This is a genomic window from Acidiphilium iwatense (assembly GCF_021556475.1).
In the GTDB taxonomy this organism is placed as follows: Bacteria; Pseudomonadota; Alphaproteobacteria; order Acetobacterales; family Acetobacteraceae; genus Acidiphilium; species Acidiphilium iwatense.
This window is the reverse complement of record NZ_JAKGBZ010000014.1, coordinates 1-24228: the sequence shown is the minus strand read 5'-3', so window position 1 is coordinate 24228 and position 24228 is coordinate 1. Positions and strand designations below refer to the sequence as shown.

The window sequence follows — 24228 nt, the reverse complement described above, 5'->3', positions numbered from 1 at the left end:
GCCCCACGCCAGCCGCCATCGGAGACCGAAGATGATCGGAGCCCTGTCCCTGCTGCTCGTCTGCCAGTTGATTGGCACCATCGTCGCCCATGCGGCGGGCTGGCCGATTCCGGGCCCGGTGCTGGGGCTGGTCCTGCTTCTCGGGCTGCTGATCCGGCGCGGCGGGCCGCCGCCGCCGGTGCACGACACCGCGCAGGGGTTGCTGAAACAGCTCGGGTTGCTCTTCGTTCCGGCCGGCGTCGGCATCGTCAACGAGCTGCACGTGCTGCGCACCGACGCACTGGCGATCGCCGTCGCGATCCCGGTGTCCACCTTGCTGGCGCTTGGCGTCACCGGCACGGTGATGCAACTTCTGGCGCGCGGGGATCGCTGATGCACGCGTTCGCCGGAGGCGATCTCTATCATGTCTGGGTCTATCTGCAGAGCGGCCCGCAGCTCGGCCTGGTCGCGACGCTGCTGGTCTGGCAGGGGGCGACCTCGCTCGACCGGCGCACCGGCCATGCGGCGTGGTCCAACCCGATCATGGTTTCGATCGCGGTGCTGGCGGTGCTGCTGCTGATCACCGGCACCTCGTATCGCGCCTATTTCCGTGGCGGGCAGTATGTCCAGTTCCTGCTCGGTCCGGCCACGGTCGCGCTCGCGGTGCCGATGTATGCGAATTTCGTGACGATGCGGCGCAACCTGCTGCCGATTCTGGTCGCTCTGATCGCCGGATCGGTCACCGCCTCGGTGTCCGCCATGGTCATCACCCATTGGCTCGGCGCGCCGCGCGCGGTGGTGATCTCGATGGCGCCGAAATCCGTGACCACACCGATCGCGATGGGAATTTCCCAGGATCTGGGCGGGATTCCGTCGCTGACCGCGATTTTCGTGCTGCTGACCGGCGTGTTCGGCGGGCTGGTCTGTCTGCCGTTTTTCCGGCTGCTTCGGATCGGAGATCGTCGCGCTCAGGGTCTTGCCGGCGGCACCGGCGCGCATGGGCTGGCCACCGCGCGGCTGCTGCTGGAGAGCGAAACAGCGGGCGCGTTCGGCGCGCTGGCGATCGGGCTCAACGGGCTGATCACCGCGATCCTCGCACCTCTGTTGGTGAGATTTCTAGGGTTCTGAGCCGAAGCCGATATCCTCGATCCCCGGATGATCGGCGGGACGCGGCCCTGCCGGCCAGCGGAACCGCCGCTCCGCCTCGCGGATCGGCTTGTCGTTGATGCTCGCCTCGCGCCGCCGCATCAGTCCGTTCGCGTCGAACTCCCATTGCTCGTTGCCATAGGCGCGGAACCAGGTACCGCTGTCGTCGTGATATTCATACTGAAAGCGCACGGCGATACGGTTTTCGTGGAACGCCCAAAGGCTCTTGATCAAACGATAATCCAGCTCGCGCGCCCATTTGCGGGCGAGGAACTCGACGATCGCCGCGCGACCGGTGAAGAATTCGCACCGGTTGCGCCAGGCGCTGTCCTTGGTATAGGCGCCGGCGACGCGAACCGGGTCGCGGCTGTTCCAGGCATCCTCCGCGGCGCGGACTTTTTTCAGCGCCGCTTCGCGATCGAAGGGCGGGACGGGCGGTCGTGTTTCGGTCATACGGCGTGTCCTGCAAGTTTCTTGGTGAAGATCAAGGCATCGACCAATGTTCCATCGGGCAGGCCGCCGCCTTCCGGGATACGTCCGGCGCGTTGGTAATCTGCCCGATCGTAGAACGCCGGCGCTATGCCGTCATCGGATGTGAACAGATAGAGCCGCGTTTTGCCCCATTCGAAAGCGGCGCGTTCGGCGGCGGCGACCAAAGCGCCACCGATACCATGACGACGAAACCTTGAATGCACCATCAGCTTGCCGAGTTCGGCGATATGCGGCTCCGTCTCACGCTTTTCCGCGAAGATCGCGACACAGCCGGCGATCTCGCCTTCGACGGATGCGGTGAAAACCAGGGCCTGTCCATTCCGTTCCACGTCGGCAAGCTCGTCGAAAACGGTGCGGGCGCGAGCCAGTGCGAGCGGCGCGCGATACCCGAGCGAGCCACCATCCGCCACGCAGGCGATCAACAAATTCGCCAAAGCCTCCCGCCGGCCGGCGATGCCCGGCGCGGTCAGCCGCTCGATAAGGAATGCCGGGGCGTTCATCGAATGGCTCTGCAGAATTTTACGATCCGCGCGCAGGCCTCGGCGAGCGCCGCGTCGGCGGCGGCGGTGGACAGGCGGATATGGCCCGGCATCGCGAAGGCGGAGCCGGGCACGGTCGCGACCAGGGCTTCTTCCAGCAGCGCCTCGGCGACATCGTCGTCGGTCGCGAGATGCCGGCCGGTGGGCGTGGTCCGGCCGATCAGGCCGGCGATCGAGGGAAACGCATAGAACGCGCCTTCGGGTTTCGGGCAGTCGAGGCCGGGTGTCCCGCTCAGCGCCGCCAGCACCAGATCGCGCCGGCGCCGATAAATGTCGCGCCGCTCGGCCAGCAGATCCTGATTCCCGTCGAGCGCCGCCACGGCGGCGGCCTGGCTGATCGTCGAAACCCCGGCCGTCGCGGTGCCCTGCACCAGTGTCATCGCGGCCAGCCAGTCGGCCGGCCCGGTGCAGAAGCCGAGCCGCCAGCCGGTCATCGCGTAGGATTTTGACACCCCGCTCATGGTCAGCACCCGGTCCGCGAGGTCGGGTACCGCGGCGGCGAGGGTGCGGTAATCGCCGTCGAAGATCAGATGCTCGTAGATATCGTCGGAAATCACCACGATATCGGGATGCCGCCGCAGCACGCCGGCGATGGCGTCCAGCATCGCCGCATCGGCCACCGCACCGGAAGGATTGTTTGGATAATTCAGCAGCAACAGTTTGGTGCGCGGCGTGATCACCGCTTCCAGCGCCGTCGCGTCGAGTCGGAAGCCGGACGCGACGGGGCAGGGCACGAACACCGGCGCGCCGCCGGCGAATTCGACCACCTGGATATAGCCGGCCCAGCACGGCGCGGGGATCACCACCTCGTCGTCCGGCTCGACCACCGCCATCACCGCGTCGAAAATCGCCTGCTTGCCGCCATTGGTGATCAGCACGTTTTTCGGCCCGACCGGCAGCTTCTGGTCGCGGGTGAATTTGCGGGCGACCGCCTCGCGCAGGGTCTCGGTGCCGGCGATCGGCGGATAGCGGGTCTGGCCGTCCAGCGACGCGCGATACGCCGCCTCGATCACATGCGGCGGTGTCGGCAGATCCGGCTCGCCGATCGACAGCGAGATCACGTCCCGCCCGGCGGCACGCAGGGCGCGGGCACGGGCGGCCATGGCGAATGTGGCGGCGGGCTTGGTGCGGGCGATACGGGCGGTGAAGCGGGTCATGCGCGAGCAGGACCATAACGGGCGCGCTCGATCAAGCCGGATAGTCTAATGCCGGTCGATGAGAGCCGACAATTCGGCGATCGACTCGGCAATCGTGCGGCCGGCGGTGTCGAGCCTGATCGGCGGGCGGTCCCAGGGTTCGGTTTCGGCGGCTTGCCTGCCTACGCCTGCCCAGTCGGGTGCCGACAGACCGGGGATGTCGATGGACCTTGTTTCGACGCGGCGCCGGTGTTCCGCCTGATCGGAGCAGATCAATTCGATTTCGATCAACGATGCCGCCGCCGCCAATGCGGTCGCGCGGAAAGCCTTGCGGGTTATCATCAGCCGGTTGGTCGAATCGGCAACGACGATGCGGCCAAGGCGCAGATTGTCCAAAGCCAGCGCATAGGCCGCGACATAGCCGGCCGGTCCGACATCGCCCATGACGCCGTTCGCGTCGCGGATCGCCTGCTCGATCGTGTCGATCCGCAGATAGACCGCTTCCCGCTCGCGCGCGATCGCCTTCGCGAGAGTGCTTTTTCCGGTGCCGGGCAGTCCGGCAACCACGATGAGCATGACGGCTCAGATGACCATCGTGCCGCCATCGACCGCGAGGATCTGCCCGGTGATATGACCGGAGGCTGCGGAGCAGAACAGCAGCGCCGCACCCTTCAGGTCATCGTCATTGCCGAGCTTGCCAAGCGGCGTGTGATGCAGCACCTGCTTGTCGAACTGGCCGAGAATGCCCTTGGTCATTTTCGACGGAAAAAACCCCGGTGCGATCGCATTCACCGTGACGTTATGCGGCCCCCATTCGGCGGCCAGCGCGCGGGTCAGGTTCACTACCGCGCCTTTCGAGGCATTGTAGGGGATGGTTCCGGTGATGTCCGGGTGGTGGCCGCGCAGCCCGGCGATCGAGGCGATGTTCAGCACCTTGCCGGCCCGGCGCGGGAGCATCGAACGCCGGGCGATGTCCTGGGTCAGAAAGAACAGATTGTTAACATTCAGGTTCATCACCCGCGCCCAGGCCTCGGCGGTGACATCGGTTGCCGGGGCACCCCAGGTAGCACCCGCGTTGTTCACCAGAATATCGATCTCGCCGTGCAGCGTGAGCACCGCATCGGCCAGCGCCTTCGGGCCCTCGGGCCTGCCGAGATCGGCGACATGCGCGGTCGCCGCGATACCCAGCCCGGCGAGATGGCGCACCGCCTCGTCCAGCTCGTCCGCCTTGCGTGCGGAGATGGCGATTTTCGCGCCGTATTCGCCCAGCGCTTCGGCGATCTGCAGCCCCAGCCCGCGCGAGCCGCCGGTGATCAGGGCGCGCTTGCCGGTGAGATCGAACAGGGATTTCAACGCGGTCATGACGTCTCCTGTTGGGGGGCCACGCCTGGGTGAGCGGGATTGACGGGCGCGATACGCTCCTATCCAATGGAGGACAAGCCCCGGCCCGATACGGGGCGCAGAGGTGGAGGAATTTTCCATGAGCGCGCAGCCCTATTCGTTGCTGATCAAGCACATCCTGAAAATGCCGATCGCCCAGGCGAGCCGGCGCGAGATCGTCTATCGCGGCGACCGGCGCTTCACCTATCCGCAATTCGTCGAGCGGGTGAACCGGCTCGGCGGGGTGCTGGCCGGGCTCGGTGCCGCCATGGGCAGCAGGATTGCCGTGATGGACTGGGACAGCCACCGCTATCTCGAAGCCTATTTCGCGGTGCCGATGTCGGGTGCGGTGCTGATGATGGTGAATATTCGCCTCAGCCCTGACCAGATCGCTTATACGATCGACCATTCCGGGGCGGAAATCCTGTTCGTCAACAGCGATTTCCTGCCGGTGCTGAGCGCGATCCGCGACCGGTTGCCGCGACTGCGGGCGATCGTGCTGATGACTGACGAGGCATCGCCGCCGGACCTTCCCGAAGGCTTTGCCGGCGAATACGAGGCGCTGCTCGCGCAGGTGCCGGCGGAACACGATTTCCCCGATTTCGATGAGAATACCCAGGCGACCACCTTCTACACCACGGGCACCACCGGCCTGCCCAAGGGGGTGATGTTCAGCCACCGGCAGCTCGTTCTGCACACCATGGTGATCATGGCGACGATGGCGATGGCCGGGCTGAACGGGCGCATCTCCCGCGAAGACGTGTATATGCCGCTGACGCCGATGTTTCACGTTCATGCCTGGGGATTTCCCTATGCGGCGACGATGATGGGGATGCAGCAGGTCTATGTCGGGCGGTTCCTGCCGGACGTGGTTTGCCGGTTGCTGCGCACCGAGCGGGTCACCGTCTCGCATTGCGTGCCGACCATCATGCACATGATCCTGACCGCGCCGGCGGCGAAGGATATCGATCTCACCGGCTGGCGCGTGATCATCGGCGGCTCGGCGCTGCCGCGCGCGCTGTGCGAGGCGGGTCTTGCGCGCGGGCTCGACATCTACGCCGCCTACGGCATGTCGGAAACCTGCCCGATCCTGACCATGACGCAGTTGCGCGGCGATATTCTGGATGCGGCGGAAAATCGGAACGAGGCCGAGGTCGCGATTCGCATCTCCGCCGGCCTGCCGGCAACCCTGGTCGAATTGCGCGTGGTGGACGACGCGATGAACGACGTGCCGCGCGACGGGAAATCGGTGGGCGAGGTGGTGGCGCGCTCGCCCTTCCTCACGCCCGGTTATGCCGGCAACCCGGAGGCGTCGGACGCGCTCTGGCGCGGCGGCTGGCTGCACACGGGCGATATCGGCACGCTGGACGCGGACGGCTATCTGCGCATCGTCGATCGGGTGAAGGATGTCATCAAGACCGGCGGCGAATGGATTTCCTCGATCGGGATCGAAGACATCATCCTGACACATCCTGGCGTTGCCGAGGCCGCCGTGGTGGGCGTGCCCGACGAACGCTGGGGCGAGCGCCCGGTCGCCTTCGTGGTGCTCAAACAGAATGCCGCGCAAGATGAAGAGGCCATCCGGTCGCATGTCCGTGCCCGTGCCGATCTCGGCGAAATCTCCCGCTACGCGGTACCGGACCGGATCGTCATCGTCGAGGCGCTGGACAAGACCTCGGTCGGCAAGCTCGACAAGAAGACGATGCGCATCCGCGCGACCGAAACCTCACCGCACGCCGTCGCCTGATGCCGGAAAGCACATGATTCCAATGTGGTTCATGGTTTTGGAATTTCCACGAACACGACCGCGAATGCTGGGGAATTTCAGAACCGCTCCATCAAGCACAACCCTCCGATCCGTCCGCGAGGGTTGCGTTTTGTGCGCAAGGCGCCGAATCTCCAGCGCAGCCGGATTCCATAAAATGATATAGAAACGAAAGTGTCCAATATCCATGAAGCTGCATGAGGTCCGCGTCCATCCGTCGAAATCGCTGCTCGCGCGCGAGGATCAGCTTGCCTGGAAGATTGCCGGCGTTGCCGCCGACAAAGTGGCCGTGCCGCGCGATGTGACCGAGATGATCATCAATCGGATGATCGACAATGCCGCAGTGGCCATCGCCTCGGTGAATCGCAAGCCGGTGGTGGCGGCGCGCGACATGGCGCTGGGCCATGCGCGGCGCGGCGGAGCAACCGTGTTCGGCCTGCCGGCCCGCAAGACCGTGAGCCCCGAATGGGCGGCCTGGGCCAACGGCACGGCGGTGCGCGAGCTCGATTATCACGACACGTTTCTGGCCGCCGATTATTCCCATCCGGGCGACAATATTCCGCCGATTCTGGCGGTCGCGCAAAGCTTGGAACGCACCGGCCGCGACCTGATCCGTGGTATCGTCACCGGCTACGAAATCCAGATCGACCTGGTGCGCGCGATCTGCCTGCATGAATGGAAAAAGGACCATATCGCCCATCTCGCCCCGGCGCAGACCGCCGGAATCGGAGCCCTGCTCGGCCTCAAGCAGGATGTGATCTTTCAGGCGGTGCAGCAGGCGGTGCATGTCAGTTTCACGACCCGTCAGTCGCGCAAAGGCGAGATCAGCTCGTGGAAAGCGTTCGCGCCTGCCCATGCCGGCAAGCTCGCGATCGAGGCGGTGGACCGCGCGATGCGCGGCGAGGGCGCGCCGAGCCCGATCTATGAGGGCGAGGACAGCGTGATCGCCTGGATGCTGGGCGGCAAGGACGCTATCTATCACGTGCCGCTGCCCGAAAAGGGCGAGGCCAAGCGCGCGATTCTGGACAGCTATACCAAGGAGCACTCGGCGGAATATCAGAGCCAGGCGCTGATCGACCTTGCGTTCCGCATGCGCCAGCAGATCGAGGATTTCGAGGCGATCGAAAAAATCGTCATCCACACGTCGCATCATACCCATTACGTGATCGGAACCGGGGCGAACGACCCGCAGAAAATGGACCCCAAGGCGTCACGCGAAACGCTCGACCATTCGATCATGTATATCGTCGCGGTCGCGCTGCAGGACGGCGCCTGGCATCACGTCGGCAGCTACGCGCCGAAGCGCGCACAGCGGCCGGACACGGTACGGCTGTGGCACAAAATCGAGACGCGCGAGGACCCGGAATGGACGCGGCGCTATCACGCGACCGATCCGAACCAGAAGGCGTTCGGCGGACGCATCGAGATCACGTTCAAGGACGGCTCGACGCTGACCGACGAGTTGGCCGTCGCGAACGCGCATTCCCTGGGGGCGCGGCCGTTCGAACGCGCGGACTATATCCGCAAGTTCGAGACGCTGACCGACGGCATCATTTCCGCGCGTGAATCGGCGCGATTCATCGAAGCGGTGCAGGAATTGCCGCATTTGCCGGCCGGCGAGCTCGACCGGTTGAACGTCGCCCTGCCCAATGGCGCGCTGCTGGAAGGCAAGCCTGGAATTTTCTAGAAATAACACGATCGAAGGAAACGCAGCATGAGCGAAACGACGGCTCCGAAACCCAAGAAATCGGTTGCCCTCTCGGGGGTCGCGGCTGGCAACACCGCGTTATGCAGTGTCGGACGAACCGGCAACGATCTACATTATCGCGGCTATGACATTCTCGATGTCGCCGAAAGCTGCACCTTCGAGGAAATTGCCCATCTGCTGGTTCACGGCTTTCTGCCGAACGCGGCGGAACTCGCGGCGTATCAGGCCAAACTGCGCGTCTTGCGAGGAATTCCCGCCGCGGTGAAGCGGGTGCTCGAAGCGATTCCCGCTGCGGCGCATCCGATGGACGTGATGCGCACGGCTGCCTCAGCGCTCGGATGCGTCCTGCCCGAGGAGCACGACCACAATCCGGCGCGCGCGCGCGACATCGCCGACCGGCTGATGGCCTCGTTCGGCTCGATGCTGCTCTACTGGCATCATTTCAGTGCTAACGGCAAGCGCATCGATGTCGAAACCGACGATGCCTCGATCGGCGGCCATTTCCTGCATCTTCTGCATGGGCGCGAACCGGATGGCGATTGGGTGCGCGCGATGCACACCTCGCTTATTCTCTATGCCGAGCACGAATTCAACGCATCGACCTTTGCGGCTCGGGTCATCGCCGGCACCGGATCGGACATCTATTCCGCGATCACCGGCGGGATCGGCGCCTTGCGCGGGCCGAAGCATGGCGGAGCCAACGAATTCGCCTTCGAGGTGCAGAAACGCTACGCGACGCCCGACGAGGCCGAGGCGGATATCCGTCGGCGCATCGAAGCGCGCGAAGTGATCATCGGGTTCGGCCACCCGGTTTATACCATCGCCGATCCGCGCAACGTGGTGATCAAGCGGGTGGCGCGCGCATTGTCCGAGAAGGCTGGTGCGACGAAGATGTTTTCGATCGCCGAGCGGATCGAGAGCGTGATGCACGATACCAAGAAGATGTTCGCCAATCTCGATTGGTTCAGCGCGGTGTCCTATCACATGATGGGCGTGCCGACCGCGATGTTCACGCCTTTGTTCGTGATCGCGCGCACCTCGGGCTGGAGTGCCCATGTGATCGAACAGCGAATCGACAACAAGATCATTCGGCCGTCGGCGAATTACGTGGGGCCGGAAGATCTGAAATTCGTGCCGATCGGACAGCGAAGCTGAGGAGAGAGCGATGACCTATCTGCGCGCTCAGGACATTCCGATGCGGTCCGCCGGCGAGCGATTTCGAAGCCTGTTGGAACGACCAAGAATTCTACAAATTCCAGGTGCGCATAACGGGCTTGCCGCGCAGCAGGCGAAGCGCGCCGGATTCGATTCGTGCTATTTGTCGGGTGCTGCGATGACCGCATCGATGGGACTGCCGGACCTCGGCATCATCACCGTGGACGAGGTATGTTTCTTCATCCGTCAGGTCGCGCGCGCTTCGGGCCTGCCGGTGCTGGTCGATGGCGATACCGGCTATGGCGAGGCGCTCAACGTCATGCACATGGTGCGCAGCTTCGAGGATGCCGGTGCTGCCGCCGTGCATATCGAAGATCAGGTGCTGCCCAAGAAATGCGGCCATCTGAACGACAAGAAACTCGCCGATGCGCACGACATGGCGGCGAAGGTCGCGGCGGCTTCCCACGCGCGGCGGCATCTGTTCGTCATCGCCCGCACCGATGCTGCTGCGAGCGAGGGGATCGACGGTGCCGTGGCACGTGCGAAACTCTATGTCGAGGCTGGGGCGGACGCGATTTTTCCAGAAGCCCTGCACAATGCCGAAATGTTTCGTGAATTCGCGGCGCGGATGCCGGACATTCCGCTGCTCGCCAACATGACCGAATTCGGCAGGACGCCGTTTTTCACCGCGAGCGAATTCGAGGCTATGGGCTATCGCATGGTGATCTGGCCGGTCACCAGCCTGCGCGTCTCGGCCAAGGCGGTGGAAACGCTCTATGCGGCGATAAGGCGCGACGGTGGCGCGCAGAATTGCGTCGACGCGATGCAGACGCGCGCCGAACTTTACGACACGATCGATTATGCGGGATTCGAGGCGCTGGATGCAACGATCGTGAAAACCATCGTTCCCAAAGGTATGCCGCAAATCTGAACGGGCCGGCATCGGCCGGCAACCCATTTCGAGAGGAAGCACCAATGACCAAGGAACTGAGCCATTACGTTGGCGGCAAGCACATCGCCGGGCAGTCCGGCCGGTTTGCCGACGTGTTCGACCCGAACACGGGTTCGGTGCAGTCGCGCGTGCCGCTGGCATCGAAGGCCGAGGTCGAAGCCGCGATCGCGAACGCCGAGGTTGCGCAAGTCGAATGGGCTGCACAGAACCCACAGCGCCGCGCGCGGGTGATGATGGAGTTTTTGCGCCTCGTGCAGCGCGACATGGAACCGCTGGCGCGGCTGCTCTCGTCCGAGCACGGCAAGACCGTCGCGGATTCCAAGGGCGATATCCAGCGCGGCCTGGAAGTCGTCGAATTCGCTGTCGGCATCCCGCATCTTCTCAAGGGCGAGTATTCCGATCAGGCCGGGCGCGGCATCGATGTCTATTCCATGCGCCAGCCACTCGGCGTGGTCGCCGGTATCACGCCGTTCAACTTCCCGGCGATGATTCCGCTGTGGAAAGCAGCACCGGCGATCGCCTGCGGCAATGCCTTCATCCTCAAACCCTCCGAGCGCGACCCTTCGGTGCCACTGCGCCTCGCCGAACTTTTCCTCGAAGCCGGATTGCCGGCGGGCATTTTCAACGTCGTCAACGGCGACAAGGAAGCGGTCGATGCGCTGCTGACCGATCCCCGCGTCATGGCGATCGGATTCGTCGGGTCCAGCACCATCGCCGAATACATCTATTCGACGGCGGCGGCGCACGGCAAGCGCGTGCAGTGTTTCGGCGGCGCGAAGAACCACATGGTCGTCATGCCGGATGCGGATATGGACCAGGCGGCTGATGCGCTGACCGGCGCGGCCTACGGCTCGGCGGGGGAACGCTGCATGGCGATCTCGGTCGCCGTGCCGGTGGGTAAGGGCACGACCGAGGCGCTGTTGGACAAACTGATCCCGCGCATCCGTCAGTTGAAGGTCGGGCCTTCGAACGATCCCGATGCGGATTTCGGGCCGCTGATCACAAGCGCGGCGGCGGGGCGGGTGCGCGACTATATCGACCTCGGGGTAAAGGAGGGCGCATCGCTCGTGCTCGACGGCCGGGATTTCAAACTGCAAGGCTATGAAAGCGGATTTTTCATGGGCGGCTCGCTGTTCGACCATGTCACGCCGAACATGCGCATCTATAAGGAGGAAATTTTCGGCCCGGTGCTGTCGATCGTGCGTGCCCCGAATTATGAAGCGGCGCTCCATTTGCCGAGCGCGCATGAATACGGCAATGGAGTCGCGATCTTCACCCGCGACGGCGACGCCGCACGCGATTTCGCTCAGCGCGTGAAGGTCGGTATGGTCGGCGTGAATGTGCCGATCCCGGTGCCGATCGCCTATCACACGTTCGGCGGCTGGAAGCGCTCGGGTTTCGGCGATCTCAATCAGCACGGGCCGGATTCGATCCGCTTCTACACGCGGACCAAGACCGTCACCTCCCGTTGGCCTTCCGGCATCAAGGAAGGAGCGAGTTTCGTCATTCCGACGATGAGCTGAGGAACCTGCCATGGACGCGCAACCTGCTGACGCCGAGACGACGCAATTCGCCTTGACCGAGGCGCAGCGCGCCATTTCCGAGATGGCGCGCAATTTCGCCGATGAACGTCTGGCCCCGCACGCGCTGGATTGGGACGAGCGCAAGCACTTTCCCGTCGATGTCATCCGCGAGACGGCGACGCTCGGGATGGGCGGGATTTACGTGCGCGAGGCGAGCGGCGGCAGCGGATTGTCGCGGCTCGACGCGGCGCTGATTTTCGAGGCTCTGGCGACCGGCTGCCCCTCGATTTCGGCGTATATCTCGATCCATAACATGGTCGCCTGGATGATCGACCGGTTCGGCGACGCTGCACAGCGCGCGCGGTTTCTGCCGAAACTCTGCGCGATGGACTGGCTTGGCGCCTATTGCCTGACCGAGCCCGGTTCAGGATCGGACGCGGCGGCGCTGAAAACCCGCGCCGCACGCGATGGCGATGGCTACGTACTCGACGGCACCAAGCAATTCATTTCGGGCGCCGGTGCGTCGGATATCTATATCGTGATGGCGCGCACCGGCGGCGCCGGGCCGAAAGGAATTTCCACCTTCATCGTGCCGGCGGATACCGGGGGCGTTTCGTTCGGCACCATCGAACGCAAGATGGGCTGGAACGCGCAGCCGACAAGGCAGGTGATCCTGGAGGGCGCGCGCGTGCCGGCGGCGAATCGTCTCGGTGCCGAGGGCGACGGGTTCAGGATCGCGATGAGCGGGCTCGATGGCGGGCGACTCAATATCGGCGCCTGTTCGCTGGGCGGTGCCCAGAAAGCGCTGGAAGCGAGCATTGCCTATCTCGGCGAGCGCCAGGCGTTCGGCAAGCCGCTCAACGAGTTTCAGGCGTTGCAGTTCCGGCTTGCCGATATGGCGACGGGACTGGAAGCCGCGCGGGTGTTTCTCTGGCACGCGGCTGCTGCCTTGGATCGCTCGGCGCCGGATGCGACGCGCCTTTGCGCCATGGCCAAGCGGATCGCGACCGATACGGGGTTCGACGTCGCCAATCAGGCGCTGCAGCTTCACGGCGGCTATGGCTATCTCGCCGAATACGGCATCGAAAAAATCGTGCGGGATCTGAGGGTGCATCAGATTCTCGAAGGCACGAACGAAATCATGCGCCTGATCGTCGCGCGCGGCATGATCGGGCGGAATGCATGAACGGGGCTGATGTCGAGATCCGGGTCACGCGGGGGATCGGGCGGATCACGCTGAACCGGCCGCGCGCGCTGAACGCGCTGACTCATGCTATGGAAGTCGAGATCGATGCGGCACTCGTGCGCTGGGCCAGTGATCCCGAGGTCGGGCTCGTGCTGGTCGATGGTCGCGGCGAGCGGGGATTCTGCGCGGGCGGCGATATTCGTGATCTGTATGAGGCGGCGCGGGTCGGGAAGACGACGCTCGCTGCCGCATATTTCGCCGACGAATATCGGATGAACGCGCGAATCGCCAACTATCCCAAACCCTATGTCGCCTTCATGGACGGCATCGTGATGGGAGGCGGTGTCGGGATTTCCGCGCACGGGTCGCACCGGATCGTCACCGAGCAGACGATGCTCGCGATGCCGGAAGTCGGCATCGGCTTCATCCCGGATATCGGCGGGAGCTTTCTGCTCGGTCATATGCCGGGCGAGACGGGGTTGCACGTGGCGATCGCGGCCTATCGGATGAGCGGGGCCGACGCGATTTTCGGCGGAGTCGCCGATTACTATGTCGAGAGCACGCGACTGCCGGAACTTGCCGACGCGCTTGCCGGCGCTCACGGGCATGAGAAGGTCGCGGCCCGGATCAAGACATTCGCCTCATCGCCGCCAGTATCGGCACTCGACGCCGCGCAGAGCTGGATCGACGAATGTTATTCGAAACCGACCGCGGAAGAGATCGTCGCGGCACTGGCGTCGCACGAATCCGAGGCAGCGCGCGAAGCTGCCGTCGCGATCGGCCGTGTCTCGCCGGGTTCCGTGAAGATCACACTGCAACTTGTGCGAAAGGCGCGGCAGGATTTCCGGCTTGAACCGGCGCTCGACCGCGAATATCGCGTGGGTGTCAGACGGGCTGGGGATAACGACTTCATTGAAGGCGTGCGCGCGCAACTTGTCGATAAGGACCGCAATCCGCGCTGGTCGCCGGCGACTCTGGCGGATGTCGACGACGCTTCGATCGATGCCTATTTCGCGTCGCTCGGCGAGATGGAACTTGGGCTCACGCCAGTCAACGCATAACGGAGGATCGGATGGCACGCATCGGCTTCGTCGGCTTGGGCAATATGGGCGGCCCGATGGCCGCGAATCTGGTGAAGGCCGGCCATCGAGTGATCGGCTACGATATGGTCGCGGCGGCGCGGGAAGCGGCAGCGGCAAAAGGCGTCGCAATCGCGGTAAGTGCCGCCGATGCCGCGCGCGGCACCGAAGCGGTGATCACCATGCTGCCATCGGGGCAGATCGTGCGCGCGATCTACGAAGAGCCTGGGGGCATTCTGCAATCGACAGCACCTGGCACGCTGTTCGTCGAATGCTCGACCATCGATGTCGCTTCCGCGCGGGCGGCGCACGAACTGGCGCATGCGGCAGGCATGGACTCGGTGGACGCGCCGGTCTCCGGCGGTGTCGGCGGGGCGGTGGCGGCGACCCTCACCTTCATGGCCGGCGGAAGCCAGGCTGCATTCGCGCGCGCGCAGCCGATTCTTGCGGCGATGGGCAAGAAAATTGTGCATTGCGGTGATGCCGGCGCGGGGCAGGCGGCGAAAATCTGCAACAATATGATCCTCGGCATTTCGATGATCGCGGTGAGCGAAGCCTTCGCGCTCGCCGACCGGCTCGGCCTGTCGCGCCAGGCTTTGTTCGACGTGGCATCGACCGCTTCGGGCCAGTGCTGGTCGCTGACCTCCTATTGTCCGGTGCCCGGTCCGGTGCCGGTGAGTCCCGCGAATAACGGCTATAAACCTGGATTTGCCGCCGCCCTGATGCTCAAGGATTTGCGCCTGTCGCAGGAGGCGGCGCGGGAAACCGGCGCTGCGACCGAGCTTGGCGAACACGCGACGCGACTCTACGAGAAATTCGCCGCCTCCGGCCATGAGGGCGAGGATTTCTCGGCGATTTTCCGGGCGATCGCGGCGGGAGGCGTGCAATGACCGGCTTTGCGGAAGCGCGGGATTTTCTGCTCCGGCACCGCACCGATTACGCTGCCGCCTATGGCGGGTTTCGCTGGCCGGACGAGCCGGACTTCAACTGGGCGTTCGACTGGTTCGATAAATTCCTTGCGCACAGCCCGGAATTTCGTGACACCCAGGCGCTCTGGATCGTCGATGCCGTCGGCGAAGGCGAGACAAAACTGAGTTTCGCCGAGCTGTCTCGGCGCTCCAACCAGGCGGCGAATTTCCTGCGCGGCCTCGGCATCGGGCGCGGCAATCGCATCCTGCTCGCACTCGGCAATGTCGTGCCGCTTTGGGAAATCATGCTCGCGGCGATGAAACTCGGCGCCGTGGTGATGCCGGCGACCACGCTGCTGACCGAAGCGGAATTGGCCGACCGGATCGAACGTGGCCATGCTGGCTGCATCGTGACCTCGGCGGATCAGGTGGCGAAATTTGCCGAACTGGCAGCGAACATCCCGAAAATCACGGTCGGCGGCGCGGCGCCACCGGGATGGCACGCCTATGCGCCGGAGGATGAGCCGACCGAGTTCTCGCCTGACGGCGTCACCAAGGCAGATGACGATCTGTTATTGTATTTTACTTCTGGCACTACGGCGAAACCCAAGCTCGTGCTGCACAGCCATCGATCCTACCCGGCAGGCAGTCTTTCGACGATGTACTGGATCGGCCTGCAGCCGGGCGACATCCATTTGAACATTTCCTCGCCCGGCTGGGCGAAACACGCCTGGAGCAGCGTGTTCGCGCCGTGGAATGCCGGAGCTTGCGTGTTCATCGTCAATCAGCCGCGCTTCGAACCGGTTCCGCTGCTCGATACCATTGTCCGCTGCGGCGTCACCACGCTTTGCGCGCCGCCAACGGTGTGGCGGCATCTGGTGCAGCACGATCTCGCCCGCTGGAAAACCGGGCTTCGCGAAATCGCCTGCGCGGGCGAACCGCTGAACCCCGAGATTATCGAGCACGTGCAAGCGGCCTGGGGGCTGACCATTCGCGACGGTTACGGTCAGACCGAAACCACCGCGCAGATCGGCAATACGCCGGGCCAGACGGTGAAGCCGGGCGCGATGGGCCGGCCTTTGCCGGGTTATCGGGTTCTGCTGCTCGATCGCGCCGATTCCGCATCGGGCGACGGCGAAGTGGCGTTGCCCTGCGGCGCCGATGCGCCTGCCGGGCTGATGCGCGGCTATGTCGATGCCGAAAGCGGCGCGTTGCGCGGCACCGATGGCGATGTCTATCGCACCGGCGACGTTGCCGCGATCGACGCCGACGGCTATCTCACTTTCATTGGCCGTGCCGACGATGTTTTCAAATCGTCCGACTACCGGATCAGCCCGTTCGAGCTCGAAAGCGTGTTGATCGAGCATCCTTCGGTCGCCGAGGCCGCCGTGGTGCCGAAGCCGGATGCGGTGCGGCTTGCGGTTCCGGTCGCGCATGTGGCACTCGTCGCCGGGGTTATACCCGATCGCGAGACGGCATTGTCGATCTTCCGCCACACGCGCGCACGGCTGGCGCCATTCAAGCGCATCCGTGAATTGGTGTTCGTGACGGATCTGCCGAAGACAATCTCGGGCAAGATCCGCCGCGTGCAGTTGCGCCGCGCCGAGGCGGAACAGGGCGTAACGGAAGACGTCCGCTTCACCGAGGCCATGTTTCCCGAGCTTGTCGCGGATGAAATCACAAAGAAAGCCGCCCTGTCATGAAGATTGCAGATTCGGTTTTTTTGGTTGCCGGCGGCGGCTCCGGTCTCGGCGCCGCGACCGCTAAAAACCTGGCCGGGGCGGGTGGACGCGTGGTGATCGCCGATATCAACGAGGCGCAGGGCGCGGCCTGCGCCGCACGGCTCGGTGAACGGGCGCGCTTCGTCCGCACCGATGTCACGCAGGAAGCGGACGGCAAGGCGGCGGTGGAGCAGGCCGTTAGTGCCTTCGGTGCGCTGCATGGGCTGGTCAATTGCGCGGGCATCGCGCCTGGCGAGAAGGTTCTCGGGCGGGACGGTCCGCACGATCTCGCCCGTTTCACCCGCGCGATTACCGTCAATCTGATCGGCACGTTCAACATGATCAGGCTTGCCGCTGCTTCTATGGCGGGCAATACGCCGAACGATACGGGCGAACGCGGGGTGATCGTCAACACCGCCTCGATCGCCGCATTCGACGGTCAGATCGGTCAGGCCGCCTATGCCGCCTCGAAGGCCGGCGTCGCGGGCATGACCTTGCCGATCGCACGCGAACTGGCCCGCTCGGGCATCCGCGTCGTGACCATCGCGCCAGGAATTTTCGCCACGCCGATGATGGATGGGCTGCCACAGACCGTCCAGGATGCGCTGGGCGCGTCGGTGCCGTTCCCGCCGCGCCTCGGCCGCCCCGATGAATTCGCGGCCCTGGTGCGCCACATCTGCGAAAACGTGATGCTCAACGGCGAGACCATCCGCCTCGACGGCGCCTTACGGATGGCGCCGCGCTGAAGGAATTCCACCATGGACCAAGACCCGATTGTCATCGCCTCCGCCGCCCGCACGCCGATGGGCGGGTTTCTCGGCGCCCTGAAGGATAGTTCTGCTCCAGCCTTGGGTACTGCGGCGATCGGGAGCGCGATCGAGCGGGTGGGAATTGCCCCCGATTCGGTCGATGAGGTGATTTTCGGCTGCGTTCTGCCGGCCGGACAGGGCCAGGCGCCGGCACGTCAGGCGGCTCTGGGGGCCGGCTTGCCGCTCGGAACCGGGGCGACCACGGTGAACAAGATGTGCGGCTCCGGCATGAAGGCGGCGATGCTCGCGCATGACGCGATCGCCGCCAGGAGTGCGAATATCGTGGTTGCCGGCGGCATGGAGAGCATGTCCAACGCGCCCTATCTGCTGGATCGCGCGCGCGGCGGCTACCGGATGGGCCATGGCCGCACCCTCGACCATATGTTCCTGGACGGGCTGGAGGATGCCTACGATAAAGGCCGCCTGATGGGCAGCTTCGCCGAGGAATGCGCCGAAGCTTACCAGTTCACCCGCGCGGCGCAGGACGATTTCGCCCTCGAATCGCTCCGGCGTGCCCGTGCCGCGATGGCCGATGGCGCGTTTGCCGGCGAGATTGTCGCGATCCAGCCGCCCGGCAAAGGGACGGCTTCGGTGACCGAGGATGAGCAGCCGCCCAAAGCGAAGCCGGAAAAAATCCCCACGCTCAAGCCGGCTTTCCGCGACGGCGGCACGGTTACGGCGGCGAATTCAAGCTCGATTTCCGATGGCGCAGCGGCTCTGGTGCTGATGCGCCGCTCCGAGGCCGAACGGCTCGGCGTGACGCCGCTCGCCATCATCGTCGGCCACGCCACCCATGCGCAGGCGCCGAGCCTGTTCACCACGGCACCGATCGGCGCGATCCGCCGGCTGATGGACCGCACCGGCTGGACCACGGATCGGGTCGATCTGTTCGAGATCAACGAGGCGTTCGCCGTGGTCGCCATGGCGGCGATGCGCGATCTGTCGCTGCCGCATGAGAAGGTGAACGTCCATGGCGGGGCCTGCGCGCTGGGCCACCCGATCGGCGCATCGGGCGCGCGCATCATCGTCACGCTCCTTGCCGCCCTGGAACGGCGCGGGCTGAAACGCGGCGTCGCGGCTTTGTGCATCGGCGGCGGCGAGGCGACCGCGATGGCCCTGGAACGGATGGCGTGAACTGGCTTGCCAGCACGGTTCGGCGCGGCTAGAAGCCCGGTGTCGCGGATCGTGGGCGCGTAGCTCAGCGGGAGAGCATCGCCTTGACATGGCGGGGGTCACAGGTTCAATCCCTGTCGCGCCCACCACGATTTTCGCAATTCATGGCCGGCCGATTCCCCAAAACCTGGGTTGCCCTATTGCATGGCCGCATGTTGAGCGCCATTGGTGGCGCATCGCACTACGAGGAAGATGCTGAGAATGTCACTCCAGCTTGGCCAGACCGCGCCGGATTTCGAGCAGGCCAGTTCCGAAGGCCGGATCAGGTTCCATGACTATCTCGGGGAGTCCTGGGGCATCCTGTTCAGCCATCCGAAGGATTTCACTCCGGTCTGCACCACCGAACTCGCCGAGGTGGCCCGGCTCAAGCCGGAATGGGACAGGCGCGGCGTGAAGCCGATCGGGCTTTCGGTCGATACCGGGGAAAATCACCAGGGCTGGGCGGTCGATATCGAGGAAACCCAGGGCCAGAAGCTCAATTTCCCGGTGCTTGCCGATCATGACCGCAAGGTCAGCGACCTCTACGAGATGATCCATCCCGAGGCGGACCCGAATGTCACGGTCCGGTCGGTGTTCGTCATCGATCCGCAGAAGAAGATCCGCCTGACCCTGACCTATCCGCCGGCGACCGGCCGCAATTTCGACGAGATATTGCGGGTGATCGACGCGCTCCAGCTTACCGACGCGCACAAGGTCGCGACCCCGGTGAACTGGCGCGACGGGCGGGACGTGATCATCATCCCGTCTTTGTCCGATGAAGAGGCGAAGCAGCGTTTCCCGGATGGGTTCAAGACGCTGAGACCCTATCTGCGCATGGTGAAGCAGCCGAAACTGCCGCATCGGGCGTGATTTCGGTCATCTGTCATAAAAGCTTCATCGAACTGTCATAACCGTGGCATGATAGAGGTCTATGCAGCGGCGTCGTGACGACCACCCCGCCAGGCAGCCTGTGCCGATGAACGATGTTGCCGAAAGACAGAAGGTAATCATGCCGGATGCCGCGGCTCGGATGGAGCCGATATCACGAACCGCGTCCGCCGCGCCGCGAATCGCGGTCCGCGACCTCGATTTCTATTATGGCGCGACTCATGCGCTGAAATCGGTGTCGATCGACTTCCCCGACCGGCAGACCACGGCGATGATCGGCCCCTCCGGCTGCGGCAAATCCACCCTGCTGCGCGTGCTCAACCGGATGTACGACCTGTATCCCGGCCAGCGCGCCGAGGGCGAGGTGCTGCTGGATGATGAAAACATCATCGATCCGGGGACCGATATCAACCGGCTGCGCCGCCGGGTCGGCATGGTGTTCCAGAAACCGACGCCCTTCCCCAAGAGCATTTACGAGAACGTCGCTTTCGGCGTGCGGCTGCACGAGAAGCTGTCGCGCGCGGCGATGGACGAGCGGGTGGAATCCTCGCTCGCGCGCGCCGCGCTGTGGGACGAGGTGAAGGACAAGCTGCACGCCTCGGCATTGGCGCTGTCCGGCGGACAGCAGCAGCGCCTCTGCATCGCGCGCACCATCGCGGTGCGGCCGCAGGTGATCCTGCTCGACGAGCCGACCAGCGCGCTCGACCCGATCTCCACGCTCAAGATCGAGCAGCTGATCGACGAGCTGAAGCGCGACTTCACCATCCTCATCGTCACCCACAACATGCAGCAGGCGGGCCGCTGCGCCGACCGCGTGGCGTTCTTCTATCTCGGCGAGCTGGTCGAGGTTGCCGACGCGATGCAGATGTTCACAGCACCGCGCGAACGGCGCACCCAGGAATACATCACCGGCCGGTTTGGCTGAGGAACGCGACGATGCCGGAAGACTCCAAACATATTTTGAGCAGCTTCGAGGCCGATCTCGGCCGGCTGCGCGACATGATCGCGGCGATGGGCGGTCTGGTCGAGACCGAACTCGCCGATGCGGTGACGGCTTTGCTCACCCGCGATGCGGCGCTCGCCGCGCGGGTGGTGGAGTTCGATACCAGGGTCGATGCCGAGGAGCGTGCGATCGAGCAGTTCGCGATCCGCGTGCTCGCCTTGCGCCAGCCGGTGGCGGACGATCTGCGCCAGGTGGTCGCGGCGCTGAAAGTCACCACCGATCTCGAACGCATCGGCGATTACGCGGCGAATGTCGCGAAGCGCACGCTGATCCTGAACGAGGCCGCACCTTCCTATCCGCTCGCGAGCCTCGCCCAGATGTCGCGGCTGGTGCAGGAGAACCTCAAGACCACGATCGACGCGATCGCCGAGGCCGATCCCCAGAAAGCCGTATCGGTCTGGCGCGCCGATCAGATGATCGACGATCTCTACACCACCATCTTCCGCGAACTGATCACCTACATGATGGAGGATGCGCGCAATATTTCGGCCTGCACGCATCTTCTGTTCATCGCGAAGAACCTGGAGCGGATCGGCGATCACGCCACCAACGTCGCCGAACTCACCTATTACGCCGCCACCGGCGAAACCCTGCCGGATACAAGGCCCAAGGGCGATCTGCTCGCCGCCTACGCACGACAGTCGAACCAATGAAGGAGGTGCCGATGAGCGGGAGCGCGAAACCCCTGATCCTGGTCGTCGAGGACGAGGCCCCGCTGGTCACGCTGCTGCGCTACAACCTCGAAAAACAGGGATTCCGGGTGGACGAGGCGGGCGACGGCACCGAAGCCCTGACCAAGATCACCGAATCGCCGCCCGATCTTTTGCTGCTCGACTGGATGCTGCCCACTTTGTCCGGCATCGAGCTGTGCCGCCAGATCCGCCGCCGGCCGGCGATGCGCGGCCTGCCGGTGATCATGCTGACCGCCCGCGCCGAGGATCAGGACGCGGTGCGCGGCCTGGAAACCGGCGCCGACGACTACATCACCAAGCCGTTTTCGCCGGAGGCGCTGATCGCGCGCATCCGCGCCCTGCTGCGCCGGTCCGGCACCGGGCCGGCCAAGTCGCCGCTCATTTTCCACGATATCGAGCTCGACCCCGCGACCCACCGGGTGACGAGAGGGTCGAAGCTGCTGCATCTGGGCCCGACCGAGTTTCGCCTGCTCGAATTTTTCATGCGCCATCCCCGCCGGGTGTTTTCGCGCGAGGACGTGCTGAACGCGGTATGGGGCAGGGATATTCATGTCGAGCCGCGCACGGTCGATGTGCATATCCGCCGGCTGCGCAAGGCGATCAACGCGCCGGGCGAACTCGACCTGGTGCGCACGGTGCGCGCCGCCGGCTATGCGCTGGATGTGGATGTCGCCGCCGTGGCCGCCTGAGGATGTCCGCAACGCCGATCGCCCTGCCTGATCGCTGATCGGGCAAGGTTGGGCGGGCGGATGAGCCGGTGCGCGGTCAGGGCGGCGCGCGCGCGATGGCGCGGCAAAGGACGGGCTGGATGGCGCGGCCGGGCTGGGGCGGCACCTGAACATGGAACGGGATGTGCCGCATCGATGGTGTTTCGGGGGCGGTGTTTGTCCGCGGCTCGGGTGCCGCGGGTTCGGATGATTTCACGATCCGCAGGCAGGGCGGCGGGCGGAGGCCGAGGCTGTGGCACAGGGGACGGAGCAGGCGGCCGAAGCGGGGATCGGCTTCGATCATGGCGGCGACCTTGGGATCGCCGAGGAAAAAGCGAAGCTGCGAGGCGGCCGTCCTGGATTCCGGCAACGGAGCGAGAAGCCAGGCGAAGCGGCGCGGCAGGCGGAGCGCTTCGGGTTCCGGCGATGCGGGCTCGGACGGTGCGGGTGCAGGTTCGGGTTCGCGCGGCGGTGCCGGAGGGCGTGTCCGCGCGCGGCGCCGGGGCGGGGTCGCGTAGCGGGGCGCGCTGGCGATGGCCTTGAAGCGGGCGGCGATGAAGCGCAGGCGGTTCCAGAGCAGGAGGGTCAGCAGCGGGGATGCGAACGCACCCTTGACGCCCCTGGCGGCGACGGCCTGGCAGAGATACTCGATGATGCCGGCGAAGCGGGCCGAGGGGGTGTTCAGGTTCACGAACGAAACAAGAACATAAATGGCGGGGGGTGGGCAAGGGGCTTGTGCGGGGGCGGATGAAGCTTGTGGATTGCTTCGCTCCGCTCGCAATGACGGTTCCGATTTGTCCCGAACCGCGATATCGGCCGAAGATGGCGCTCTACTCTTTGTTTGGGCGAGCAATTTCATGGCTTTGTGGATCGCTGCGCGATTCCACTTAAAGCCATATTGCTCTAAGATCAGCCCGCGCGGCTTGCGTTGGGATGGCCCCGACGAGGATATCTCCATCGCGGGCCTCCTTGCCGGCCTCGGGGATCAAACGTATTCGGCACATCCTATGTCGAGCGCGGCGTGAAACCTGGTTTCGCGCCCACCGCTCCTATCCTCTCTTCCAAGTATGCGTGCTGGCTTGGCACGGCCCTGCAGAAAGGTTTTGACCGGTCCCTGCGCGGTGTCTACTCTACCGCCTGCACGCCCCTGCGCTGGGGACTTGGCTTCGACTTCCCGCTCCCCCCGCTTTCCATAATGCGCCTTCTAGGAGAGACGATCATGCTGCCTGATCCGCCTTTGTCAGATATAAAACGGGGGTGAGTCGAATAGTAGGAGGCTGCTGGGCATGTGGGCACTTCGATTTTCACGCCAAACAGTGATCGCGGCGGTGGAGGTCATGGAAGGCACCTTCCAGACGCACGAAGAACTAACGCGCGTCCTTTTGAAATTCGGATCTGCATTGAACCAAAATTGCAATGCCGGCTCCCTGTCACGTCGTTTTAATCACCTCATATCATTCTATGATGCCGACCCTGAACACAAAACTGATGACGGTGGTTTTTTGCAGGATGCAATAGTCGAAAAGGGTGTTTTGCTGTTGCCGGTATTCGAATCTTCTGAGACGCCCGAATATTCCGAAGTTCAGCAGACTTTATTGCGGATGCTACGACTTGATGGTTTCGAGGTTAAGGAAAGGAATATCCAACGGACGTTACCTGAAGAGCTCAAACTTCCACAGGCTCAGGATCAAGTCATCCGCCTGCTGGATGCCCACAATTTCGCTACGTCTAAGGGACATTTTGACCAGGCTCTCGACGCACATGCCAGAGGCAATTGGGCTTCAGCTAATGCTCAGCTTCGTGTATTCTTTGAAAGCCTCCTTGACGAGATTGCCATAAAGCTGGACCCAGGAGCTGAGCATCTCGCGAGCAGTGAGAATCGGCGAGAAATGCTCGCCAGCAAAGGATTTCTCGACGAGCAATTGAACGAGTGGGGAAATGGGGGCAAGAATTTTATCAACGGGCTTTGGAAGCGCTTGCATCCGCAGGGCCCCCACCCAGGATTGTCAGACGAGGATGATAGCACGTTCCGTCGGCACCTTGTCCTCCTGACGACGCGGCTGTTACTGATGCGTTTCGACACGTGGCCACCATAAACCCGCTCTGCGAGCCTGGGGTCCGCTGCGACGCGATCATCGATAATGACGACCTCGCCCTTCCTCGGCTTCACGTGGGGCTGAACTAACTAGGGTGTGTCGTCATTTGACCGGGGGGATTCCGGCGCGACCGTTTTCCTGATTCATAGCAGATCAGCATTCCGAAAGGCTGATTGATGGGGCGTTATGGGCTGAGGGCTGACCAATGGGAG

24 protein-coding genes and 1 tRNA gene are annotated in these 24228 nt (G+C 64.3%); 19 read left to right on the top strand and 6 right to left on the bottom strand.

The window, feature by feature from the left end; translation table 11 throughout:
• The first annotated feature begins 31 nt into the window (after positions 1-31).
• Complete coding sequence (locus L2A60_RS09005) at positions 32-373, top strand: CidA/LrgA family protein (protein WP_235704046.1); 342 nt, start codon at positions 32-34, stop codon at positions 371-373.
• Positions 373-1107: an LrgB family protein gene (locus L2A60_RS09000; protein ID WP_235704045.1), complete on the top strand. Its 735-nt coding sequence runs from the start codon at positions 373-375 to the stop codon at positions 1105-1107. Before L2A60_RS09005 ends, L2A60_RS09000 begins: the two co-directional genes overlap by 1 nt.
• Here the strand turns inward: L2A60_RS09000 and L2A60_RS08995 are convergent.
• From L2A60_RS08995 to L2A60_RS08975, 5 genes are read right to left on the bottom strand one after another with little or no spacing between them, the layout of a single operon-like run.
• On the bottom strand, positions 1096-1578 hold the full coding sequence (locus L2A60_RS08995) for a nuclear transport factor 2 family protein (protein WP_235704044.1): 483 nt from the start codon (positions 1576-1578) through the stop codon (positions 1096-1098). The genes L2A60_RS09000 and L2A60_RS08995 overlap by 12 nt on opposite strands.
• Positions 1575-2117: a GNAT family N-acetyltransferase gene (locus L2A60_RS08990; RefSeq protein ID WP_235704043.1), complete on the bottom strand. Its 543-nt coding sequence runs from the start codon at positions 2115-2117 to the stop codon at positions 1575-1577. The genes L2A60_RS08995 and L2A60_RS08990 overlap by 4 nt, the downstream gene beginning before the upstream one ends.
• Positions 2114-3313 (bottom strand): pyridoxal phosphate-dependent aminotransferase, encoded by a 1200-nt coding sequence (locus tag L2A60_RS08985; RefSeq protein ID WP_235704042.1) that lies wholly within the window; start codon positions 3311-3313, stop codon positions 2114-2116. Before L2A60_RS08985 ends, L2A60_RS08990 begins: the two co-directional genes overlap by 4 nt.
• Positions 3314-3358: 45 nt before the next feature.
• Positions 3359-3868 carry an AAA family ATPase gene (locus tag L2A60_RS08980; protein ID WP_235704041.1) on the bottom strand — a complete coding sequence of 170 codons (510 nt, stop codon included), beginning with the start codon at positions 3866-3868 and terminating at the stop codon, positions 3359-3361.
• 6 nt (positions 3869-3874) lie between these two features.
• Positions 3875-4654 (bottom strand): SDR family oxidoreductase, encoded by a 780-nt coding sequence (locus tag L2A60_RS08975; RefSeq protein WP_235704040.1) that lies wholly within the window; start codon positions 4652-4654, stop codon positions 3875-3877.
• Between the two features lie 118 nt (positions 4655-4772).
• Here L2A60_RS08975 and L2A60_RS08970 point away from each other — a divergent pair, with 118 nt between their 5' ends.
• The 16 genes from L2A60_RS08970 (at position 4773) to phoB (ending at position 21902) form a co-directional block, all read left to right on the top strand.
• Positions 4773-6419: a fatty acid--CoA ligase gene (locus tag L2A60_RS08970; RefSeq protein ID WP_235704039.1), complete on the top strand. Its 1647-nt coding sequence runs from the start codon at positions 4773-4775 to the stop codon at positions 6417-6419.
• A gap of 205 nt (positions 6420-6624) precedes the next feature.
• A complete protein-coding gene (locus tag L2A60_RS08965) occupies positions 6625-8124 on the top strand; it encodes an MmgE/PrpD family protein (RefSeq protein WP_235704038.1) in 1500 nt (499 codons plus the stop codon).
• A gap of 27 nt (positions 8125-8151) precedes the next feature.
• Positions 8152-9300, top strand: a complete 1149-nt coding sequence (gene prpC / locus L2A60_RS08960) for a bifunctional 2-methylcitrate synthase/citrate synthase (RefSeq protein ID WP_235704037.1) — start codon at positions 8152-8154, stop codon at positions 9298-9300.
• A gap of 10 nt (positions 9301-9310) precedes the next feature.
• On the top strand, positions 9311-10231 hold the full coding sequence (prpB, locus tag L2A60_RS08955) for a methylisocitrate lyase (protein WP_235704036.1): 921 nt from the start codon (positions 9311-9313) through the stop codon (positions 10229-10231).
• A 44-nt stretch (positions 10232-10275) separates the two neighbouring features.
• Positions 10276-11775, top strand: coding sequence for a CoA-acylating methylmalonate-semialdehyde dehydrogenase (locus L2A60_RS08950; protein ID WP_235704035.1), 1500 nt, complete (start codon positions 10276-10278; stop codon positions 11773-11775).
• 10 nt (positions 11776-11785) lie between these two features.
• Positions 11786-12961 carry an isobutyryl-CoA dehydrogenase gene (locus L2A60_RS08945; protein ID WP_235704034.1) on the top strand — a complete coding sequence of 392 codons (1176 nt, stop codon included), beginning with the start codon at positions 11786-11788 and terminating at the stop codon, positions 12959-12961.
• A complete protein-coding gene (locus L2A60_RS08940; protein ID WP_235704033.1) occupies positions 12958-14022 on the top strand; it encodes an enoyl-CoA hydratase/isomerase family protein in 1065 nt (354 codons plus the stop codon). The genes L2A60_RS08945 and L2A60_RS08940 overlap by 4 nt, the downstream gene beginning before the upstream one ends.
• Before the next feature lie 11 nt (positions 14023-14033).
• Entirely contained in the window at positions 14034-14930 is an 897-nt protein-coding gene (mmsB, locus tag L2A60_RS08935; protein ID WP_235704032.1) for a 3-hydroxyisobutyrate dehydrogenase, read from the top strand.
• Positions 14927-16651 (top strand): AMP-binding protein, encoded by a 1725-nt coding sequence (locus tag L2A60_RS08930; protein WP_235704031.1) that lies wholly within the window; start codon positions 14927-14929, stop codon positions 16649-16651. The genes mmsB and L2A60_RS08930 overlap by 4 nt, the downstream gene beginning before the upstream one ends.
• Complete coding sequence (locus L2A60_RS08925) at positions 16648-17415, top strand: SDR family NAD(P)-dependent oxidoreductase (RefSeq protein WP_235704030.1); 768 nt, start codon at positions 16648-16650, stop codon at positions 17413-17415. The genes L2A60_RS08930 and L2A60_RS08925 overlap by 4 nt, the downstream gene beginning before the upstream one ends.
• Before the next feature lie 12 nt (positions 17416-17427).
• The gene (locus tag L2A60_RS08920) at positions 17428-18612 is read left to right on the top strand and encodes an acetyl-CoA C-acyltransferase (RefSeq protein ID WP_235704029.1); all 1185 of its coding nucleotides are present in this window, start codon (positions 17428-17430) and stop codon (positions 18610-18612) included.
• Positions 18613-18665: 53 nt separating this feature from the next.
• Positions 18666-18740, top strand: a tRNA-Val gene (locus tag L2A60_RS08915).
• A gap of 112 nt (positions 18741-18852) precedes the next feature.
• The gene (locus tag L2A60_RS08910) at positions 18853-19500 is read left to right on the top strand and encodes a peroxiredoxin (RefSeq protein ID WP_235704028.1); all 648 of its coding nucleotides are present in this window, start codon (positions 18853-18855) and stop codon (positions 19498-19500) included.
• Between the two features lie 139 nt (positions 19501-19639).
• The gene (gene pstB / locus L2A60_RS08905) at positions 19640-20443 is read left to right on the top strand and encodes a phosphate ABC transporter ATP-binding protein PstB (RefSeq protein WP_235704116.1); all 804 of its coding nucleotides are present in this window, start codon (positions 19640-19642) and stop codon (positions 20441-20443) included.
• 11 nt (positions 20444-20454) lie between these two features.
• Positions 20455-21174: a phosphate signaling complex protein PhoU gene (phoU, locus tag L2A60_RS08900; RefSeq protein ID WP_235704027.1), complete on the top strand. Its 720-nt coding sequence runs from the start codon at positions 20455-20457 to the stop codon at positions 21172-21174.
• 11 nt (positions 21175-21185) lie between these two features.
• Entirely contained in the window at positions 21186-21902 is a 717-nt protein-coding gene (gene phoB / locus L2A60_RS08895; protein ID WP_235704026.1) for a phosphate regulon transcriptional regulator PhoB, read from the top strand.
• Between the two features lie 76 nt (positions 21903-21978).
• Here phoB and L2A60_RS08890 read toward each other — a convergent pair whose 3' ends face one another.
• Entirely contained in the window at positions 21979-22611 is a 633-nt protein-coding gene (locus tag L2A60_RS08890; protein ID WP_235704025.1) for a hypothetical protein, read from the bottom strand.
• 595 nt (positions 22612-23206) lie between these two features.
• On the opposite strand from L2A60_RS08890, the gene L2A60_RS08885 reads away from it, so the two are divergent.
• Positions 23207-24016, top strand: coding sequence for a hypothetical protein (locus tag L2A60_RS08885; protein ID WP_235704024.1), 810 nt, complete (start codon positions 23207-23209; stop codon positions 24014-24016).
• Positions 24017-24228 lie beyond the last annotated feature (212 nt).

What these genes read in the sequence shown, in the direction of transcription:
- L2A60_RS09005 (WP_235704046.1), top strand. Translation starts at nt 32, where the DNA reads ATGATCGGAGCCCTGTCCCTGCTGCTCGTCTGCCAGTTGATTGGCACC.
- L2A60_RS09000 (WP_235704045.1), top strand. Translation starts at nt 373, where the DNA reads ATGCACGCGTTCGCCGGAGGCGATCTCTATCATGTCTGGGTCTATCTG.
- L2A60_RS08995 (WP_235704044.1), bottom strand. Translation starts at nt 1,578, where the DNA reads ATGACCGAAACACGACCGCCCGTCCCGCCCTTCGATCGCGAAGCGGCG.
- L2A60_RS08990 (WP_235704043.1), bottom strand. Translation starts at nt 2,117, where the DNA reads ATGAACGCCCCGGCATTCCTTATCGAGCGGCTGACCGCGCCGGGCATC.
- L2A60_RS08985 (WP_235704042.1), bottom strand. Translation starts at nt 3,313, where the DNA reads ATGACCCGCTTCACCGCCCGTATCGCCCGCACCAAGCCCGCCGCCACA.
- L2A60_RS08980 (WP_235704041.1), bottom strand. Translation starts at nt 3,868, where the DNA reads ATGCTCATCGTGGTTGCCGGACTGCCCGGCACCGGAAAAAGCACTCTC.
- L2A60_RS08975 (WP_235704040.1), bottom strand. Translation starts at nt 4,654, where the DNA reads ATGACCGCGTTGAAATCCCTGTTCGATCTCACCGGCAAGCGCGCCCTG.
- L2A60_RS08970 (WP_235704039.1), top strand. Translation starts at nt 4,773, where the DNA reads ATGAGCGCGCAGCCCTATTCGTTGCTGATCAAGCACATCCTGAAAATG.
- L2A60_RS08965 (WP_235704038.1), top strand. Translation starts at nt 6,625, where the DNA reads ATGAAGCTGCATGAGGTCCGCGTCCATCCGTCGAAATCGCTGCTCGCG.
- prpC (WP_235704037.1), top strand. Translation starts at nt 8,152, where the DNA reads ATGAGCGAAACGACGGCTCCGAAACCCAAGAAATCGGTTGCCCTCTCG.
- prpB (WP_235704036.1), top strand. Translation starts at nt 9,311, where the DNA reads ATGACCTATCTGCGCGCTCAGGACATTCCGATGCGGTCCGCCGGCGAG.
- L2A60_RS08950 (WP_235704035.1), top strand. Translation starts at nt 10,276, where the DNA reads ATGACCAAGGAACTGAGCCATTACGTTGGCGGCAAGCACATCGCCGGG.
- L2A60_RS08945 (WP_235704034.1), top strand. Translation starts at nt 11,786, where the DNA reads ATGGACGCGCAACCTGCTGACGCCGAGACGACGCAATTCGCCTTGACC.
- L2A60_RS08940 (WP_235704033.1), top strand. Translation starts at nt 12,958, where the DNA reads ATGAACGGGGCTGATGTCGAGATCCGGGTCACGCGGGGGATCGGGCGG.
- mmsB (WP_235704032.1), top strand. Translation starts at nt 14,034, where the DNA reads ATGGCACGCATCGGCTTCGTCGGCTTGGGCAATATGGGCGGCCCGATG.
- L2A60_RS08930 (WP_235704031.1), top strand. Translation starts at nt 14,927, where the DNA reads ATGACCGGCTTTGCGGAAGCGCGGGATTTTCTGCTCCGGCACCGCACC.
- L2A60_RS08925 (WP_235704030.1), top strand. Translation starts at nt 16,648, where the DNA reads ATGAAGATTGCAGATTCGGTTTTTTTGGTTGCCGGCGGCGGCTCCGGT.
- L2A60_RS08920 (WP_235704029.1), top strand. Translation starts at nt 17,428, where the DNA reads ATGGACCAAGACCCGATTGTCATCGCCTCCGCCGCCCGCACGCCGATG.
- L2A60_RS08910 (WP_235704028.1), top strand. Translation starts at nt 18,853, where the DNA reads ATGTCACTCCAGCTTGGCCAGACCGCGCCGGATTTCGAGCAGGCCAGT.
- pstB (WP_235704116.1), top strand. Translation starts at nt 19,640, where the DNA reads ATGCCGGATGCCGCGGCTCGGATGGAGCCGATATCACGAACCGCGTCC.
- phoU (WP_235704027.1), top strand. Translation starts at nt 20,455, where the DNA reads ATGCCGGAAGACTCCAAACATATTTTGAGCAGCTTCGAGGCCGATCTC.
- phoB (WP_235704026.1), top strand. Translation starts at nt 21,186, where the DNA reads ATGAGCGGGAGCGCGAAACCCCTGATCCTGGTCGTCGAGGACGAGGCC.
- L2A60_RS08885 (WP_235704024.1), top strand. Translation starts at nt 23,207, where the DNA reads ATGTGGGCACTTCGATTTTCACGCCAAACAGTGATCGCGGCGGTGGAG.